Source organism: Arthrobacter sp. MDT2-3, from assembly GCF_059090465.1.
This window is the reverse complement of the sequence record NZ_JBNHFS010000001.1, coordinates 496236-514832: the sequence shown is the minus strand read 5'-3', so window position 1 is coordinate 514832 and position 18597 is coordinate 496236. Positions and strand designations below refer to the sequence as shown.

Annotated in this window: 12 protein-coding genes; 2 read left to right on the top strand and 10 right to left on the bottom strand. The window is 61.9% G+C overall.

The features are described from left to right. Positions 1–39 precede the first annotated feature (39 nt). Positions 40–1860 carry a flavin-containing monooxygenase gene (locus AC5RUQ_RS02340; protein WP_493945795.1) on the top strand — a complete coding sequence of 607 codons (1821 nt, stop codon included), beginning with the start codon at positions 40–42 and terminating at the stop codon, positions 1858–1860. A 90-nt stretch (positions 1861–1950) separates the two neighbouring features. Here AC5RUQ_RS02340 and trpB read toward each other — a convergent pair whose 3' ends face one another. The 10 genes from trpB to AC5RUQ_RS02290 form a co-directional block, all read right to left on the bottom strand. Then, positions 1951–3231 (bottom strand): tryptophan synthase subunit beta, encoded by a 1281-nt coding sequence (gene trpB, locus AC5RUQ_RS02335; protein ID WP_493945794.1) that lies wholly within the window; start codon positions 3229–3231, stop codon positions 1951–1953. Positions 3232–3367: 136 nt separating this feature from the next. Continuing rightward, positions 3368–4723 carry an aldehyde dehydrogenase family protein gene (locus AC5RUQ_RS02330; RefSeq protein ID WP_493945793.1) on the bottom strand — a complete coding sequence of 452 codons (1356 nt, stop codon included), beginning with the start codon at positions 4721–4723 and terminating at the stop codon, positions 3368–3370. 92 nt (positions 4724–4815) lie between these two features. Continuing rightward, a complete protein-coding gene (iolD, locus tag AC5RUQ_RS02325) occupies positions 4816–6765 on the bottom strand; it encodes a 3D-(3,5/4)-trihydroxycyclohexane-1,2-dione acylhydrolase (decyclizing) (protein WP_493945792.1) in 1950 nt (649 codons plus the stop codon). 187 nt (positions 6766–6952) lie between these two features. Further along, positions 6953–8086, bottom strand: a complete 1134-nt coding sequence (locus AC5RUQ_RS02320; RefSeq protein WP_493945791.1) for a Gfo/Idh/MocA family protein — start codon at positions 8084–8086, stop codon at positions 6953–6955. An 84-nt stretch (positions 8087–8170) separates the two neighbouring features. Next, positions 8171–9931, bottom strand: a complete 1761-nt coding sequence (locus tag AC5RUQ_RS02315) for a hydantoinase B/oxoprolinase family protein (protein ID WP_493945790.1) — start codon at positions 9929–9931, stop codon at positions 8171–8173. A 2-nt stretch (positions 9932–9933) separates the two neighbouring features. Continuing rightward, positions 9934–12024 (bottom strand): hydantoinase/oxoprolinase family protein, encoded by a 2091-nt coding sequence (locus tag AC5RUQ_RS02310; RefSeq protein WP_493945789.1) that lies wholly within the window; start codon positions 12022–12024, stop codon positions 9934–9936. 30 nt (positions 12025–12054) lie between these two features. Then, on the bottom strand, positions 12055–12954 hold the full coding sequence (locus AC5RUQ_RS02305) for a fumarylacetoacetate hydrolase family protein (protein WP_493945788.1): 900 nt from the start codon (positions 12952–12954) through the stop codon (positions 12055–12057). 2 nt (positions 12955–12956) lie between these two features. Next, positions 12957–14249: an aspartate aminotransferase family protein gene (locus AC5RUQ_RS02300; RefSeq protein ID WP_493945787.1), complete on the bottom strand. Its 1293-nt coding sequence runs from the start codon at positions 14247–14249 to the stop codon at positions 12957–12959. 19 nt (positions 14250–14268) lie between these two features. Continuing rightward, entirely contained in the window at positions 14269–15216 is a 948-nt protein-coding gene (locus AC5RUQ_RS02295) for a C-terminal binding protein (RefSeq protein WP_493945786.1), read from the bottom strand. A 223-nt stretch (positions 15217–15439) separates the two neighbouring features. Next, positions 15440–17224: a sigma-54-dependent Fis family transcriptional regulator gene (locus AC5RUQ_RS02290; RefSeq protein WP_493946380.1), complete on the bottom strand. Its 1785-nt coding sequence runs from the start codon at positions 17222–17224 to the stop codon at positions 15440–15442. 405 nt (positions 17225–17629) lie between these two features. Here AC5RUQ_RS02290 and AC5RUQ_RS02285 point away from each other — a divergent pair, with 405 nt between their 5' ends. Continuing rightward, positions 17630–18304 (top strand): TetR/AcrR family transcriptional regulator, encoded by a 675-nt coding sequence (locus tag AC5RUQ_RS02285; RefSeq protein WP_493945785.1) that lies wholly within the window; start codon positions 17630–17632, stop codon positions 18302–18304. Positions 18305–18597: the final 293 nt, after the last annotated feature.

The following is an 18597-nucleotide window of genomic DNA, read 5'->3' as shown; positions in this document are numbered from 1 at the left end:
GGACAGCCAGCCCACTCAAGAATGAAGGAAACCACACACATGACACACACAAAGGAATCGGTGGACGTGACTGATGTAGCCGTACCCCCGGCAATGAGGCCGGTCTCGATCAATACGTACGGATTGATCGTGCATGAGTGGACACGACGGCTGGCCAAGATCTTGGCCTCCATGGACGCCGTTGCCGCTGCTGGCCTTTTTCGACCGGACAGCGTTGTCCGCGACCTTCTGGCGTTGTCCTGGGATTTCCGCAATGCGATCGGATACGAGGAGATCTGCGAGCTGTTTGCAGTTCCGCCGGCGCACCGGCTAACGCAGATCAACGTAAAGCCTGGCAGCCAGTCCATCGTTGTCGAAGACGGAACTCCCGGCACCATCTCAGCTTTCCTTCAGTTCAGGAACAGCGCTGGAAGGGGTCTTGGCCACGTCCGCTTAGTGCAGGAAGATAACGGCACCTGGCTGGCGGCGAGCCTGGTCCTGGCCCTCGACGCCGTGGACAGCCACCCGGAGCGCCATCTCGACGGCCGCCCGAGTGGAAAGACGCACGGCCCGGTGCGGAACCGCCTTGGTTGGCAGGAGGGACTCGACCCCGAGTTCACGCAGCAGGAGCCGGACGTTGTCATCCTCGGTGCCGGACACAACGGACTCATGCTCGCAGCCCGCCTTCATGCCCTGGGCATTCCTGCCCTTGTCCTGGAACGCAACGAGCGCGTTGGTGATAACTGGCGCAAGCGGTACAGTTCGCTGGCACTCCACACCCCACTTGCGTCCGATCACTTGCCTTATCTTCCGTTCCCGTCAACGTGGCCACGGTTCACTCCCAAGGACAAGTTGGGCGATTTCCTCGAGAGCTACGCGACGCTCCTGGATCTCGCCGTCTGGACCGGCACGACAGTAAACGCCGCGGAGTTCGACAAATCGTCCCGGCGGTGGATCGTTGATGTCAGCCGGCAGGGAAAACACCGCACGATCAACCCCAGGCATCTGATCTTTGCCACCGGCATGAACGCTGCACCGAACATCCCGGACGTACCCGGACGGTCGGAGTTCCAAGGCACCGTGATGCATGCCGTGGATTACAAGGGCCACGCAGAATGGCGCGGAAAGCGTGCAGTGGTTGTGGGCTCCGGCGTCAGTGGGCACGACATTGCGCAGGACCTGGCCGAGCATGGCGTCGATGTCACTATGATCCAGCGGTCTGGAACGTTTGTCATGAATACCTCCACCTTCCACAAAGTGATGCACGCCAACCACGTCAGCGGGAGATACAGCACCGAGGAAGCCGACCTGGTCAACGCTTCAACTCCCTTCGGAGCGCTTCCTGCCCACGGCCCGAAGCATGTGGAGTTGGTCAAGGCGATGGACCGGGAACTGTTGGAGGGTCTGGTCGAGGCAGGTTTCGAGCTGAGCGACGGCCCGGATGGCCAAGGCGTTCTTGGGCTGATTTTTGGCCTCAACGGGACCGGCTATTACTACAACGCTGGTGCTTCCGAACTCATCATCGATGGAACCATCAAGCTGCTCCATGGCAGTGTGGAGGGCCTCAGCCCCCGCGGTGTCATGCTGGACGGGGCCCGCTCCCTGAACGCTGACCTCGTTGTGTTCGCCACCGGTTACCAGGGTGCGCCCTCGGTGGTCCGTGAGGTCCTCGGTGATGACATCGCTGATCGAGTGGGTCAATTCGCCATGGTGGGGCCAGACCGTGAATACGGCCGCCTGTGGCGACGCACCGGAGTGGACCAGCTGTGGTTCATGGTTTCACTCGGCATCGGCGATGGCAGGTTTTACTCAAAACTGCTCGCGCTGCAGTTGGCCGCCATCGAAGCCGGCATCATGCCGGCCGCGGAGCCGAATGGCTGAGCTTCTCTCGTAGAAAACATAGGCAAAGGTAGGCCGGATCGCCTGGACCGGCCTACCTTCACAGCCCTCGGCCTTCGATGACAAGCGGCCTCAGCGAGGTCGCTGTTGCAGGAGGTCGAACCACTCGGCGGCAGTTCCCACATCTTTATCGCCCCTGCCGGACAGGTTTACGATCACCACTTTGTCGGTGGCATCACTCGCAGCGCCGGTTCCGGCGGACAGCCGCTGACCCAGTTTTATGGCACCGGCAAGTGCATGTGCCGACTCGATAGCAGGAATAATGCCCTCAGTGCGGCAGAGCAGCCGGAAGGCTTCCATGGCCTCTGTGTCGGTGATCGCTTCGTAGTTGACCCGCCCGATGTCAGCGAGGTGTGAGTGCTCCGGCCCGACACTGGGGTAATCCAGCCCTGCGGAAATTGAGTGGGATTCGATGGTCTGTCCGTCGTCGTCCTGCATCAGGTAGGACCGGGCACCGTGTAGTACGCCCGGCAGGCCGAGCGTGATCGGGGCCGCGTGGCGCCCGCTCTCTATGCCGGCGCCACCGGCCTCAAATCCGTAAATCTTCACGGAAGGATCGTCGAGGAAGGCATGGAAGAGGCCGATGGCGTTTGACCCACCGCCAATGCAGGCGCAAACCGCGTCGGGCAGGCGTCCCGTCCGCTCCAGTATCTGTCTGCGGGCTTCGTCACCGATAACCTCGTGAAAATACCGGACCATCGCCGGAAACGGGTGGGCGCCCGCTGCCGTGCCCAGCATGTAATGGGTGTTATCAGTGTTGGCTACCCAGTCCCGGAGGGCTTCGTTGATGGCGTCTTTAAGCGTCTGAGAACCCGTTGCGACCGAAACGACAGTCGCTCCAAGGAGCTCCATCCTGGCCACATTCAACGCCTGCCGGCGGCAGTCCTCGGCACCCATATAGACGACGCATTCGAGGCCTAGCAGGGCAGCTGCCGTTGCACTTGCCACGCCGTGCTGCCCCGCGCCAGTCTCGGCGATAACACGTGTCTTGCCTATGCGTTTGGCAAGAAGCGCCTGGCCCAGCACGTTATTGATCTTATGCGAGCCGGTGTGGTTGAGGTCCTCGCGTTTGAGGAACACCCGCACGCCCCCGGCGTGTACAGAGAACCGCTTGGCTTCGGTCAGCAGCGAGGGTCGGCCCGAATAGTTCTTGTTCAGGTTATCTATCTGGGCACGGAACTCAGGATCGGCCTTGGCCTTTTCGAAGGTCACCTCCAGCTGGTCAAGGGCGGGGATCAGCGCCTCAGGCATCCAGCGTCCACCGTAGGCACCGAAGTAGGGTCCGGGGGCGTAGCGGAGCGAGGCTGCTTTACCCGCCGAACCATCGCCAGAGCCGGCTGCTGGTTCAACCATGAGTCCTACCATCCTGATCCTTCCAGTTGATGTCCGGCACGATCCGTCCGTACGGCAGGCGGCCATTCTGTGCCGAGTAAAAAGTCAAGGGGAGGTCCGTCCGCCGGGACCTCCCCTTGCATGATGCGCAGGTGCGCTACTTTGCGAACCGGAATAGCTTCTTGTTCGCGAACTCCAGCATTCCAACTTTCCCAAGTTCGCGTCCGTAGCCTGATTTCTTGACGCCGCCGAAGGGAACGTCGGCACCGCTGAGGTCATAGGCGCCGATGAAGACCATGCCCACGTCGAGCTGGTTGCCGACGCGCTCGGCCCGCTCAACGTCGTCGCAAATTACCACGGAACCAAGGCCGTAAGGCGAGGAGTTCGCAAGCTTGATTGCTTCTTCGTCGCTGCTGACTTTGTAAAGTTGCGCGACGGGGCCGAAGAGTTCCTCCCTGTAGACGTCCATGGAGGGAGAGATGTTCGTGATCACCGTTGGTGTGAACACGTTGCCCTGAGGCTGGTTGTTGCCCACCAGAATTTCGGCGCCCTGATCGAGGGCGCCCTGCACCTGCTCCTTCAGGAACTTGGTGGCGGAGTCTGAGGAGAGTGGACCGAAATCGCCCCTCTCGTAAGACTGACCGGCAATAGCAGCTTTGAACTTCTCCGAAAACTCGTCGAAGTACTTGTCCAGCACAACGATCCTCTTGGAGCCGTTGCAGGACTGGCCGGTGTTGCCCATCCGGCCCATCACAGCCTTCTTCACTGCGAGGTCAACGTCATCGGTGTCGAGCACAATGAACACATCGGCGCCGCCGAGTTCCAGCACACACTTCTTCAGGGCACGCCCGGCCTGTTCTGCCACAATCGCACCTACCTGCTCCGAACCTGTGAGTGATACTCCCTGAAGGCGGTCGTCGGCGATGATGTCCGAGATCTGCTGGTGCGTGGCAAAGAGGTTGACGTAGGCACCCTCGGGGAAACCGGCGTCGCGGAAGAGTTCCTCAAGGGCCAGGGCCGACTCAGGGCACTGGCTCGCATGGCGGACAATCACGGTGTTGCCCAGGATGATGTTGGGAATCGCGAAGCGTGCCACCTGGTAGTAGGGGTAGTTCCACGGCATGATGCCGAGGACCACGCCCAGCCCTTGGTAGCGGAAGAAGGTCCGCAAGCCGTCGGCTACCTCAAGTTCTTCATCGGCGAGCCATTCCTCCGCGTGCTCGGCAAAGGCTGCGGCGATGGCGCCGGAGAACTCTGCTTCCCCCACCGCCTGCGGAAGGGGCTTGCCCATCTCCCGGTTGATGATGGCGCCAAGCTTGTCCTTGCGTTCTACGAACAGGTCGGCCAGTCGCTTTGCCAACGTTGCGCGCTGAGCCACGGTAGTGGTGCGTGACCAGTCCTGGTAGGTGCTCTGCGCTGCGCTGAGGCCTGCCTCGACCTCTGCGTCGGTAGCCGCAGGGTAATGCGCGTGGGTGGTTCCTGTGGCCGGATCTACAACAGCGAATGCACTCATGGTGGATGCTCCTTTGTCAGAAAATTGAAAGAACGGGGTTGCCCCGTAAAACGTCGGGCGGAACCGCTGCAGCGCGGTCCCGCCCGGCGCGTTTAGCGCGCGTCAGGTGCGGTGGTGGCTGCGTAGAAGCGCTGGCGGGCACGGCCCTCCAGGTGCTTCGCAGTCCCTTCCTGGCTGCCTGGGCGCTCCGACGTCATGGGAACTCCGACATCCCAGAAAGCTCCGTTGCCGGACAGGTAGCGCGCACGCTCCACACGGGCCACAATCACTGCGGGGCCGTCCACTTCCCTGGCCTCGGTGAGCGCCGCCTCGAATTCCTCGATGGTGGTCGTGGACCAGGCAGCACAGCCCATGCTGGCAGCATTGGCCGCAATGTCGAAGTCAAGAATTGCTCCGTCGAGGCGACCGGACTCGTTGCTGCGTTCCCGGTACTGCGTACCAAACTCGCGGCCAGGGCCGCCCTTCGACACCTGAAGCGGCCAGATGCACTGGTGCCCGCGGTTGTCGATCACGATGGTGATGATCTTTTTGTGTTCCTGCACCGCAGTGACCAGCTCGGTAGGCTGCATGAAGTAGGTGCCGTCACCGATCAGCACGTACACCTCGCCGGGGGCGTCCCCCCGGGCGATCCGGTAACCCAGGCCGGCCGGGATTTCATGGCCCATGCAGGAGTTGGCGTACTCGAAGTGGATCTCGGTGCCGTTGGACGGATCCCAGGCCTTGTGGATGCCTTCAACCACCCCGCCGGATCCCAGGATCAGCGCGTCCTGGCTCGTGGCCGTGCGATTCAGCACGTCAATTACCTGCGCCTGGCTCATGTTCTCACCGGGGAACGCCTGAAGGTCGTGCTTGCGTACCTCGAAGGTGGCCTTCCGGGCATCCGCGACGTCGCTGCGGAAGTCCTCGGATGTGCCATACTGACGAGCTGCGAGGCGTTCATGCAGCGCGGCAAGGGACAGTTTGGCATCGCCAATAACGGGGAATGAGCCCATCTTGTGGGCGTCGAATGAGCCAACGTTGAGGTTCACGAACTTCACATTGGGGTTTTGGAACAGTGAGTGTGATGCAGTGATGAAGTCCTGGAGGCGTGAACCTACAGCGATGACAACATCCGCGCCATCGGCGATTTCGTTTGCCCCCACCGTGCCGGTCACGCCGAGGGCGCCCAGATTAAGTTCACTGATGGGGCCGCTTCCCTTGCCGGCGTACGTCTCGGCCACCGGAATGCCGAAGTCGGCGCTGAAGCGTGCCAGCTCCTCCTGTGCTTTCGAGTAACGGACGCCACCACCTGAGATCAGCAGGGGGCGTTCGGCGTTCGCAATGATTTCGGCAGCATCGCGATACTCGTCCTCCACAGCCGGACGACGACGGATGTGCCACACCCGCGGTGTGAAGAAGGATTCCGGGAAGTCGAATTCCGCGCCCTGTATGTCCTGGGGCAGGCAAACTACTACGGCGCCGGTTTCGACGGGATCGGTGAGGACCCGCATCGCTTCAGGGAGTGTGGACAGCAGTTGGGCCGGGTGGGTGATCCGGTCGAAGTAGCGGCTGACCGGGCGGAAGCAGTCGTTGGCGGATACATCCCGTTCTACCGGGTGCTCAATCTGCTGCAGAACGGGGTCACCAAATCGGTTGTTGATGATATCCGCGGGGAACAAAAGCACTGGAAGGCGGTTGGTGGTAGCCGTGGCGGCACCGGTGACCATGTTCGTCGATCCCGGGCCGGCGGAGGCAGTGCAGGCGAGGGTTGCGGCGCGGTTTGAGGCTTTCGCGAAGCCAATGGCCGCGTGAACCACTGATTGCTCGTTCTTGCCCTGGTAGTACGGGAAGTCCACGCCATACTCGTCGATTCCCTGCGCCAGGCCCACGGAGTTGCCGTGTCCGAAGATGCCGTACATTCCGGCAATCAGGCGCCTCCTTTCACCATCCAGTTCGCTGTACTGGACCTGAAGGTATTCAACGATTGCCTGTGCGACAGTACGGCGGCGGACGGCCTTGACGTCGACCTCGGTGCCGATCTCAGCGGCGGCTGTGCTAGTCATGCGTTCTCCTAAATTCGTAGGTGCGTCGGCATTTTGCAAACCGATTCGCCCGAACTTCAGGTTTTCACTGTGGGGAAGCAATGTTGTGTCCCAGTTTGATACGCAGCTTGCGATGGGGTACGAAAAACAGCAGCCGACGATGGCACGCAAGTACCGCCGTCGACTGCTGTTGTTGTTTTACGTTCCCCTAGTCGAAACGGTAGGGCTCCTGTGGTCCCACAGAAGGCAGCGGCCGTGGCCGCTCGCAGGTGCTTTCAATCTCGATGTGACGGCCCTGCTCTGAGGATGCTTCAAAGGCGAGGAGGACTTCCAGCACGTGGTAGGCGAAGTCGCCACCGGTGCGCGGCTCCAGGCCCTTGCGGATGGCGTAGCCGAACTCGGCCAGGCCGATGCCCCGGTAGGCGTCGTCGCGGTGTGTGATTGGAGTTTCGCGCCAGTCACCACCGCCTGGAGGGGTCATGTCCAGCGCCAGGTCGCCGGGCTCGCCTCGGCGCAGCACAGGTGCCCCGGAGAAGTGGTCAGGGTTTGGCGCCGCCAGCGAGCCGCCTGTTCCATAAATTTCCAGATGCGGCAGGTTGTGGTTCCAGATGTCCCAGCTGACGATCACCGTTGCGGATGCACCGGACTCGAAATCGATCGTGCCCGTGACGTGCGTCGGGGTCTTGATCTGAATGACTCCGCCCTCTTTGCCGGGACGGGGTCGGGTCTCCGATGAACGCGGTGTTGTTGCAGAGACTCGCTTGACCGGGCCGAAGAAGTTTACGAGGTTGGTGATCAGGTACGGCCCGATGTCCAGCATGGGGCCGGCTCCCGGACTGTAGAAGGGGTCGACGTTCGGGTGCCAGTACTCATAGCCGCGGCACGCGAAGGACGCGAAAGCGGCGACGGGTTCTCCAATCCAACCGTCATCGATGAGCTTGCGGCTGGTTTGCATGCCGGAGCCGAGGAAGGTGGTGGGAGCTGAGCCCACTTTCACCCCAGCCTCGCGCGCGGCGTCCAGGATCTGGCGTGCCTCATCTAGGGAGGTGGCAAACGGCTTTTCCGAAAGGACGTGCTTACCTGCGGCGATGGCTTGGAGGGTCACCGGCGCGTGGAGCTTTGGCGGGGTGAGGTTGAGTACCAGCTCTACCTCGTTATCGGCCAGCAGTTCGTCCGGCGAGAGGGCCTTGGGAACCGCGTATTCTGCTGCCCGTGCTTTCACGGCCTCCGCGTTGACGTCTGCCAGTGCCACGATGTCGACGTCCGGGTGGACGCCGATCTTGTCCAGGTATTGGTTGAGAACGTTTCCGACGCCGATGATGCCGACTCGAATGGGTTCCATGTGAATCTCCGTCATTAGTTGGTGAAACCTTCCGGGGCGAGGAAATATACCCCGCCCCGGAATCAGTTGCTATGGCTGGTACTTTTAGATGGCCAGACGCTCTTGGCGGGTCTTTGCCGTAGCAGCTTCGTCGATTGCGCCGTCGGTGATGATGACGCCATATTCGGCAACTGCTGCTTCAAGGGAAACCCGTGACTCGCGGTAGTCGTCGAGGACCGCCAGCACTTCACGTTCCAGCGGGTCGCCGTATCCGCCACCACCTGGGGTGATGGAAACGACCTTTTCACCGGACTGCAGGTCGTAGCGGCCCACCACGGGAATCTCGCGGCGTTCGCCGGTCTTGAGGTCTTCAACCCACGCCGACGGTACAGCGCCATCACGGCCGCCGCGGACGCCTCTGGGTGGGTTCAGCTTGCCTTCGATGCCGTACGTGATGGTCACGCTCTGGACCCGCGGTTCGATGGTGACCCGCGTTGCGAGTCCGCCTCGCTGCCTGCCGGCGCCGCCGGAGTCAGCGACCAGGGTGCGTTCGTGGACCAGGATGGGGTAGCGCTGCTCATCTACCTCCACGCTGTCGTGGTAGAGAAGGGCCCCGCAGACGGGCCGCTGGTACGTCGGCCAACCGTCGACGTAAGGGGTGGCCGGACCGCCGACGCCGCCTACCAGGATCTGATTCACATAGGCGTTGCCGTTTCGCTCGTCGATTCCAGAAATGACCGACTTTGCGGGTGCCTGCCCGGCAGCCCCCTCAGCGGTGCCGTATCCGTCGTCGATCTGTGAAAACGCGGCCTGGACAAGGTTCACGACGCGGTCTGCCAGGTTGGTGGTGCCGGACGAGCAGGAGAAGGGATGCTTAGGGATACCGACCGCGCAGCCGTCACGCAGCAGCACCTCGACCCTCCGGAAGGTTCCAGCGTTGCTCGGCAGGTTCTCCGGGATACCGGAGAGGATGCCTGCCAGCGCCGCGCCTGTCGCCGTCGCCTTCGTGAGGTTCAGGCCGTTGGGAAGGTTGTCCGGGTTGTCCCGCAGATCGATGGTGATCTTTCCCTGTTTGGGCTTGACCTCGATGGTTGCCTGCAGGGGCACCCCGTCCGGGCCGGTCCCCGGGAACGGGTCGTGGGCGGTAGTCCCGTGCAGGACGTACTCGGGCAGCGTCTCGATGGCGCTTGCCGTGAGGCGCTCGGAGTAGTCGAACCAGGCGTCGACGAAGTCCACCAGATCATCGACCCCGAACTTCTCCGCGAGTTCGTGAATGCGGCGCTCGGCGATCCGGGAGGCGCCCACCGAGGCGAGGTAGTCGCCGTACCACTGATCAGGTACGCGGATGCGGGCCCGGCACATGCGGATGATGTCGTCGATGTCCTTGTGGTCGCGCTGGACGCGGACACAGGGGAAGATCAGGGCGCCTTCCTCGTAGACGTCACGTGCCGTGGCGAAGAACGTAGTGGGGAGTGAGTTGCCGCAGTCGGCCTGGTGGGCCTTGGTGACGGCGGTGAAGAGGTGGCGTCCCTGGAGGAAGATCGGCACCAGAATCACGTGGTCTGCTGCGTGCGAGTTTCCCCGGTAGGGGTCGTTGTGGAGGAAGGCGTCACCTTCCCGGATGTCGTCGTGCAGTTCCACCATGTCTTCGCCGAGCGGGCCGGCGCCGAAGACGTGCACCGGGACACCTTCTGCAGCGGCGAGCAGCTGGTTGTCCGCTGTCAACACAGCGCAGGAGAAATCCCTTGCTGTGTTGATGACGGAGGAACGGGCCGAACGCAGTAGGCCACTGGTCATCTCGCGGACAATGCCGTCAAATGCGTTGGCAAGTACCGAGAGCTTTACGGGATCAAATTCGCGCGTCACGGCTACGCCTCCTTACGGGTGAGGTAGATGTTGGATCGTTCGTCGAGTGTGGCGTTCCACTCCGGCGGCACGACGATGGTGGTTGTGGGCTGGTCGATGACTGCAGGGCCAACGATCTTGTCCCGGGGGGCAAGCGTGACGCCGCGGTACCGCTGGGTGCTGAAACTTTCGCCGCCGAACACGATGGAGTCTGTGCGGTGGACTTCGATGGTCCGGCTCGATTCGGTCTGGTCCTTCGTGTGCTCGGGCCTCGGGATTTCCACCCGGACACCCCAGGTGATGATCTCTACCCGGCTGTCCGAATCGTGGGTTCCATTGCGGCGGTCGTGCTCTTCGTGGAAGGCCCGCTCAATGATCCCGGCAGCGTCGCCTGCGGTGTCGGGGGCAGCGTCCAGGTAGACCCGCAGATCCCAGGCCTGACCTGGGTAACGGGCGTCGACGAAGTACGTGACATTGGGTGCGTCCCCTACGCCGTGGAAGCGCTCGACGAACGCGTTCGCCTTGCCCGTCAGGTCCTCGACTGCACGGGAGGCTGACCTGGCGTCGAAACTGCGCGTGTTGTTGTGCAGCGGTGAGAGGAATTCCGTGGCGATGGGAGCGCGGTGGGCCCCGTAGGCGGCCAGCACGCCGGCTGTCGCGGGAATCAGGACTGTATCTGTTTCGAGGAGGACACCGATAGCGGCTGCGACCATAGCGCCTGCGCCACCGCCGGCCACAATCAAGGCGCCCCGGGGGTCGACGCCGTGTTCCAGTGAAGCTTGGCGGATGGCTGTGGCCATGTGGTTGGCAGATACGTCCAGGATGGCCTGTGCGGCCTGCAGGGTGTCCATGTTCATGGGCCCGGCAATGCGTGTATCGATGGCACGGACAGCTGCCTCGCGGTCCAGCGTGAACCCGCCTTCAAAGCCCTCTGCGTCAAGGTAACCCAGCGCAACGCAGGCGTCAGTGACTGTTGGTTCCTCACCACCGCGTCCGTAGGCGGCCGGACCTGGAGTGCTGCGGGCACTCTGCGGACCCACACGAAGCAGACCGCCACCGTCAATCCAAGCAATGCTGCCGCCACCGGCGCCGATGCTGGAGACGGCCACCGAGGACAGACCGGTCAGGTGTCCTACGAAGGGCTCACCCAGCCAGGCTTCCCGGGTGTGGCGGACAACGCCCTCTTCAACCAGGGATACGTCGAAAGTGGTGCCGCCCATATCGCAGACCACTACCGTGTCCCGCTCCGGGGCGGCCGCCGCGCCCACAAGGGGGGCCATGGACGGACCGGAGTTCAGCAGCAGTACGGGCCGGTCCAGGACATCCACGACGTCGAGCACCGCACCTTCGGAGGTGACCACCAGCAGGTCACCTCCGAAACCGTACTCCTCGAGGTCGGAACGCAGCTTGCCCAGGTGGTCAGCCATCAGCGGCTTCAGGGAGGCGTCGATCGAGGCGGCCGAGGAGCGGCGGTATTCGCGGATCGTCGGGTTTGCTTCGTTAGACAGCGTGTAGGGAACACCGGGCAGGATTTCCTGGATGAGTTCCGCGACGCGCTTCTCGTGGACGTCGTTGATGATCGACCAGAGGAAGGAAACGGCTACAGCCTCGATTCCCTGATCCTTAAAGGAATTCAGAACCTCACGTACTTGCCCTTCGTCTAGCGGTACCAAGAGATCGCCTTCAGCGGAAATGCGTTCGGTGATCTCAAAGGTCAGGTGACGGGGAATGTAGGGCGGCGGGTAGGCTGCCTTGGAGTCGAAGGCGTCCCGGCGGCCACCCTCACGGAGCAGCAAGGTGTCGGCGAAACCGTTCGTGGTCAGCAGGGCCGTCTTGGCCACCTTGCCCGTCAGTACTGCGTTGGTGGCGTGTGTGGTGCCGTAGACGATCACATCCGCGTGCCGCAGGACGTCATCTCCGCTCCAGCCAACTGATTCGGCGGCCCGTCGGACGGAGGCTTCGAAGCCGGTGAAGACGCGGTCATAGGTGGTCAATGCCTTGCCAACCGCCATGTCGCCTGTGTTCGATCCGACCACCACGTCCGTGAACGTGCCACCGGTATCGACGGCGATGCGGTACCTCGCTTCACCCGGTTGTGTCTGTACTTCGCTCATGGGTCTTCTTACTTTCGTAGAGTTGGAGGATTATTGCTGGGGCTTGCCGACGCGGTTGCGGAGCAGCCCCACTTTGTCGATCTCTATTTCCACCATGTCCCCCGGCTCAAGCCAGACAGGAGGATTCCGCTTGGCCCCAATGCCCTGCGGGGTGCCGGTGGCGATGACGTCTCCCGGTTCGAGGGTGAGGAAGCTCGACAGATAGGAGACGACGCGGGCGATGGAAAAGATCTGGTATCGCGTGTTGGAGCGCTGCACTTCGATGCCGTTCACCCGGGTCGCCAGGTCAAGCGCCTGCGGGTCTCCTACTTCATCGAGCGTGACCAGCGCTGGCCCCCATGGGGTTGAACCGTCAACGGCTTTGCCGGCCAGCCACTGAGTTCCGCGGTACTGCAGATCGCGTGCTGTGACATCGTTCAGTGCGGCAAGGGCCGCGACGTAGTTCAGCGCGTCCTCCTCGGAGACTCCGCTCGCCCGGCGGCCAATGACCACGGCAACTTCCCCCTCGAAATCAAGGTTATCGCTGACCCCGGCACCGCCGATTTCGTCCTCCGGGCCAACCATGGTGGACGCGAATTTTGCGAACACGTCCGGATATTCGGGAAAGGCCCGGCCGGTTTCCGCCACGTGGTCCTTGTAATTGAGACCGATGCAGAGCACCTTGGCCGGATCAGTGACCGGTGTGGTCAACCGAACCTCGGTCAATGCGCCGACCCGGGCCTCCGGGTCCTGGGCGGCAAGGCTGGTCACCCCGGCCGAGATTGCAGGGATCCTGTCGCCGTAGAGCTTCAGGAACTCACGGACCGAGGTGGTTGCGCCATGAACTGCATCTGTTGAGCCTTGGAGGAGCAGTTCGAGATCATAAACAGCATCGTCAATCAGCACCCCCCCGCGGACGCCGGATTCGTGGTGGTAGGAAACAATCTTCATGGCTACTTTCCGTTTTCCGTTTTCGGGGTCCGGCCTGCAATTGCGAGCACGGCATCAGCCAGTCGTTCGGCGATGTCCCCCGCGACCTTCTCATCCATGGGGGTGGACAAGGACAGCAGGTTGGCGGGCGAACCGAGTAATCCCCGCTCGTAGGAGGCCCACCAGAGCCGGTGCTGGGTCTGTTCGTCGACCTTCTCTGCGCCGGCAGGAACCGCGCGGAGCAGAGAACCCCGGCCGCGCATTTCCCAGCCGGCGTCGGCGATCCTTAGGTTCACTGCGTCACGCGTGGTGTCACCGAGGTGGTTCAGTCGCTTTACTTCCTCTTCGGTGAAGAGGCGCAAGGCGACTGCTCCGGCAGCCATGCTGACCGGGTTCCCGGAGAAGGTCCCCCCGTGTGGCAAACTGCCCGGATGGGTCGGATCCACTTCGGCCATCAGTTCAGCCCGGCCGGCCACGGCGCCGACGGGGAAGCCGCCGCCGATCAATTTTCCAGTGGTGAGCAAGTCGGGGGAAACGCCGTATTCGCCACTGAAGCCGTTGAATCCGAGGCGCAGACTGATGACCTCGTCAATGATCAGGACAATCCCGTACCGCGTTGCGAGCTCACGGGCAGCGTGTACGAAATCCTCGGAAATCCTGAGAAGACCGGCCCTGTTGGGCAACAGGTCCAAGATGATTGCGGCGTATGATTCCGGTGCGGCTTCAACTTCCTGACGCAGGACGTCGACGTCATTGAGCGGCACCGCCGTGACGTCGTTGATTACACCACGGGTCACTCCGCGCTGGTACGCCGGTCCGCCAGGAACCAGGGCCACCTCGGACGTTCCGTGGTAACCGCCCTTAGTGACGATGACGCGTTCGCGCCCAGTGCTTGCGCGGGCGATGCGGATTGCGGACATCACGGCTTCGGTGCCCGAGTTGGCAAATCGTACTTGGTCAAGATCAGGCAGGCGGGACAGCAGGAGGTCTGCCAGTTCCCACTCGTAGAGGTTCGGGATTCCCCAGCTGGCGCCGGCGCTGAGTGCCTTTGTTGCGGCCTCGGTGATCTCAGGGTGCGCGTTGCCGTGGATCAGCGAGGTGAAGTTGTTGTTTGCATCGATCAGTTCATGGCCGCGGTCATCCCAGACGCGGTAACCTTCGCCTCGGATGGCATAGGGGCTTGGGGCTCCGGTGTAATACGTTGATCGGCCGTAGCCGCCCGGCAGCAAGGGGAAGCCGCGGGGTCCCCTGCGCAGGTGTGGATCCTCCGCGGGGTGACCCTCCGCGACCTTTTCCAGATGGTTTTTTGTTCCCAATTGGTTTTTCTCCAGTCTTTCAGTTCACGAGGTCGATGAGCGGTTGCCCGGTCAGCGCCAGCCGGACCCGTTCCACGGCTCCGTCCTGCAGTGCGCCCGTCGAGCGGTTGGAACGCCATGCGATGTGGGGAGTCAGGATGGCGTTGGGTGCTGAGCGGAGCGGGTGCCCGTCACGCAGCGGCTCTTCAGCAAAGGTGTCGATGCCGGCACCGGCAATGTGTCCCGAGGTCAGCGCTTCGGCAAGTGCTGCTTCATCGATGAGGCCGCCGCGAGAGACGTTGACTACCACTGCGCCCTTGCGCATCCGTGCCAGGACGTTCTCGGAAAGGAGGTTTCCCGTCTCCGCGGTCAGCGGCAGGTGCAACGAGACGACGTCGGAGTTCTCCAGGATGTCGTCCAGCCCGGTCAGCTGCACGAAGCTGTCCGTCACGAATGGATCGTAGGCCCGTACACGGGCGCCCACAGCCTGGTACATCCGGGCAACATGCTGGCCGATACGCCCCATTCCAAGAACACCGACCTCGAGCTCGGACAAAACCGGCGTGTCGTATCCGATGGTCCCGGCCCAGCCGAGATCTCGGATCGACGCATCACCTGCAGGCAGTCTGCGTGCCAACGCCAGGCCCATGGCGAAAGCGTGTGAAGCAACTTCCTCCGAAGCTGTCCCCGGGACGATCGAAACCGGAATGCCGGCCTCGGTGGCAGCAGCAACATCGATGTTGTCGTAGCCGATTCCGTACCTGATGACTGCCCGGCATTTGGACATGACCGGGAAGTCAGCAGCAGTGAGCTTGGCATAGGGGGTGATCATGACAATGTCGGCTTCGGGAAGCCCTTTACGGAAGGCATCGGCGTCAGCCGCGGGGTTGAGTTCGTAACCGAACTCAACCGCGAGGGCGTGCTCACGGTCCAAATTTGGGAAATGGTGAGGGGCCACAAGAATGGTTCCCTGGGCATCGCGCGTCATAGTCTGTCGTCCTGTTCGTGTCGTACCCTCGTTCGCTGCCGAACACTCCATGGGACGAGTGCCGGTGTCGGGTGATTTCAAGTACAACGCGATATCAGGGCCTCTATCCGTGCCAGATCGAGACACAAGAGCGGGACACCTGTCCCGCGGGTCAGAGTTGTAGGGCAGCACGCAGGAGCCGGCCATCAAGGATGGCCGGCTCCGTTATTTCTGCATGCTGGAATCAGAGGTCGATGCCCCGACTGCGGAAGTAGTCCATGCGCCTATACAGGGTGGAGCGGCCGATCTGTAGTGTTTCCGCTGCGAGGCTGCGGTTGCCTTTCGCCTCCTGCAGGGCGGTGCGCAACTCGCTAAGTTCGGCGTCTTCCAGCCGGGAAAGCCGCCCCTTGGTCAAGACGCGGTGGAAGCCCTGCGATAGGTCGTCAACCGTCACTTCGGCACCTTCTGACCGCTCCACCGCGTTGGAGACGACGGACCGGAGCTGGTCTATGTTCCGCGGCCAGTCGGCTTGTGTGAGCGTTGCGACGAGCCTACGGGAAAGCCTGCGCTCCCCCAGTTCCTCCGCAATGGCAGTGGCGAGTTGCGGGATGTCTTCCCGTCTGTTCCGCAGCGGCGCTACTGGTACCTCAAGGGCGTCAAAAGACTCGGAGAGCAACAGGGTTGCATCTGTTGGCCGTGCAATGGTGAAAATCAATTTGGTGGCCGAATTCCCCCTTAGATTGCGGGCGATCTCGCTGGCTTCGTTCTGGGAAAGCTCATCGGCGTGCTCAATAATCAGCGTCGCAGGCAGTTCTGTAGCCACCCTGTGGAGTACGTCCCTGAATTGCGGGTTCTTGAGGGCGCCACTGCGTGCATCAACCGTCATGTGCCCTCCGCGCAGCGATGCGATGGCACTGGCCAAGCGGCGTTTCCCGCTGCCAAGTTCACCGATCATCATCACGGACCTGCCCTCGTCCACCGCCTTGCGGGCCAGGTTAAGGGTGCGCTTGAATTCGGTGCTGGTCCCATCCAGGTGCTCCATCAGTCGCTCAGCGGTTCCCTGCGGTGAAGACTCCCGTTGCGGCGGAATGGCTGCAGCAGTGACGGCCCGCTCATTGTTTGGAGCATGGGGCCGGACTACAACAATCGCGCCGACATTCGCAGTGGACAGTGTTACGGGGGAAACTTCCAGAGTAGATAGTCCAGGCCCTTGGAGCATGACCTCACAGTTCAGGCCGCGACCGGAAGACATTACCGCCGTAGCGTAGCCGGATATGATCGAGAAGTCGCTGTCTTGCAAAGAAGCCGTTGCAGTGGTGTTCTGGAGGGAGTTCTTCCCATCAAGTGCTATCACCGCGCGGTTGCCCCTTCGGCGCGAGATTTTCAAGTACTCATTGAGCAGCGCCCGCTCCCTGGATGAGGTCCGCACTTCGATATCGCGTTCGATCCGCGAGGCTACGCCCTCAAGCATCAGCAGCGTAGAGGAGGGTTCCAAGGTAGAGACGCGGTTGGCGGGAAGTGTCAGGCCAACGACTGCTCGCACGCGGTTGTGGAACGGGTCCCGAACCAGCGAAGCAAAGCACCAGTTCCCTCGCATGTCTTCGCGGAAATGTTCCTCCGGGGCCAGCCAGACGCCGCGGCCTTCCTCCAGCGCCAAGCCTTCACCGTTGCTGCCGCAGCTTTCTTCCAGAAGCGAATACCCGGCCGGGAAGCCATCGTCGCGAAGGAAATCGGCCTTGACGAGGACGCCGTTAGGTGCGGTCAGATTGACATATCCACCCAAATCGGCAGCCACTTCGTCCAGCTTCTGCAAATGCGGGCCCGCCGCTTGGATCGTATATTCGTCCACCCGGCCTTCGTCAAAGAAGCCTCGATCGGCTACGGCGTCGACTCCGGCGGCCCTGCTGCGGTACCAAGAGCGCGCCACAATCGGCCGGATTCCACGAAGATCCGTATGAGGCTGCATGAGGAAAAGTTCTCGAAGGCGATTTATTTCGCGCAACGAGTTATGCGGCCAAGGGGACAGCATTTCAGCGGCCATGGAAGAACTGTCTTTCTGGAGAAAGTGAGACGGTCTAGGAGGCAGCGGCAGTTCCGCGGCGGTGGGGGGCAGCACGCCTTGCGAGCCAACCCCGGGTCCGGGGACGGAAGGCCTGCTGCGCTTGCCAAGCGTCGTCCTGGGAGGCGTTAGTTTCCAGAGCTTTGGCGCTGATATGCGCGGCAATCATGCCGGAGAGGCCGCTTCCAAAGAGGTTGCAGTCTTGGGTTGTCCCCCGGCTTGTATTTTCGGTAACCATGTTCCGCTCTCCTTGCTCAAAATCGCATCTATGGAAACGCCAAAAGCGGGTGCTCCTTTGCGCCACTTCAAGAGTACCTAACTAATGATCGTTAGCCAAGGGTTTTTGTCCCGTTGGTTGCTTGTTAGGGTCAAGCTATGAGTGGTACATCGTATGTGGGCGCACGCGACGCTTTTGCAGAACGCCTGGAGGAGTGGGGCTGGGCCGGGCAGTCGGCATCTCGACGGCACATTCTGGAGGCTTTCCTTGAGCTGGCCATAGCAAACGGGTTCAACTCAGTCTCGATGCGGACTATCGCGAATGCTGTCCACATCAAACCACCGAGCCTTTACTCACACTTTCCGAATGGCAGGGATGAGATCGTTGCAGAGTCGCTCAGGTGGCACTTCCATCGGTTCGGCGTCGCGCTGCTGGAAGCGGTTGGGCAGGCCGCGTCCGCTGAGGACTTCTGGGATGCGATGGTCAGGCTCCATTTCACCCGTCAGGTGCGACTCCCGGAGAGCAATCTGTGGGACCTGCTGGTTGCCACGGACAGGGCGGCGCGCATACTTCCAGTGGAACTCCGCACCCAGGTCGATGACTGGGTGCGGATGCACCAAAACATGTATGTAGCCGCAGCCACGGATATGGGGTATCCCGAGGCGGAAGATCGAGCCAAAGTTGTCGTGACGTTGCTTGAAGGTGCGACGCGCTGGGCATCACCAGACTGCGACGACGAAGAATTGGACAACCTGACCGACCGGGCGGTCCTGCTCTCGCACGCCGTTCTCAAGCTGGATCTCCAGCTCCATGCTTCATCGCGACCACGATAAAGCTGAGCAGTTTGCTACTGACTTTTGTTGCTTAGAACCGGCTCCACACGTCCCCGGAAGACTGGCCGTCACTGTATCTCAAGGTGTAAGCCTGGAAGCTCCCAAGGGCGAGGAGCAAGATATGAAAAAACGCAGCCGTTTCAACAACTAACCATCAGAGCGGGCCAGGGGTCTCCTATGTATCCAGGACGTGCGAAACTTCGCATTTAGAATTGGAAGTGCAATCCCCTACTGATCCAGTTTTTCGAGGTTGTAACCGTCGTGTTGATGAAAAAGCCTCCGCTCGCCAAGGC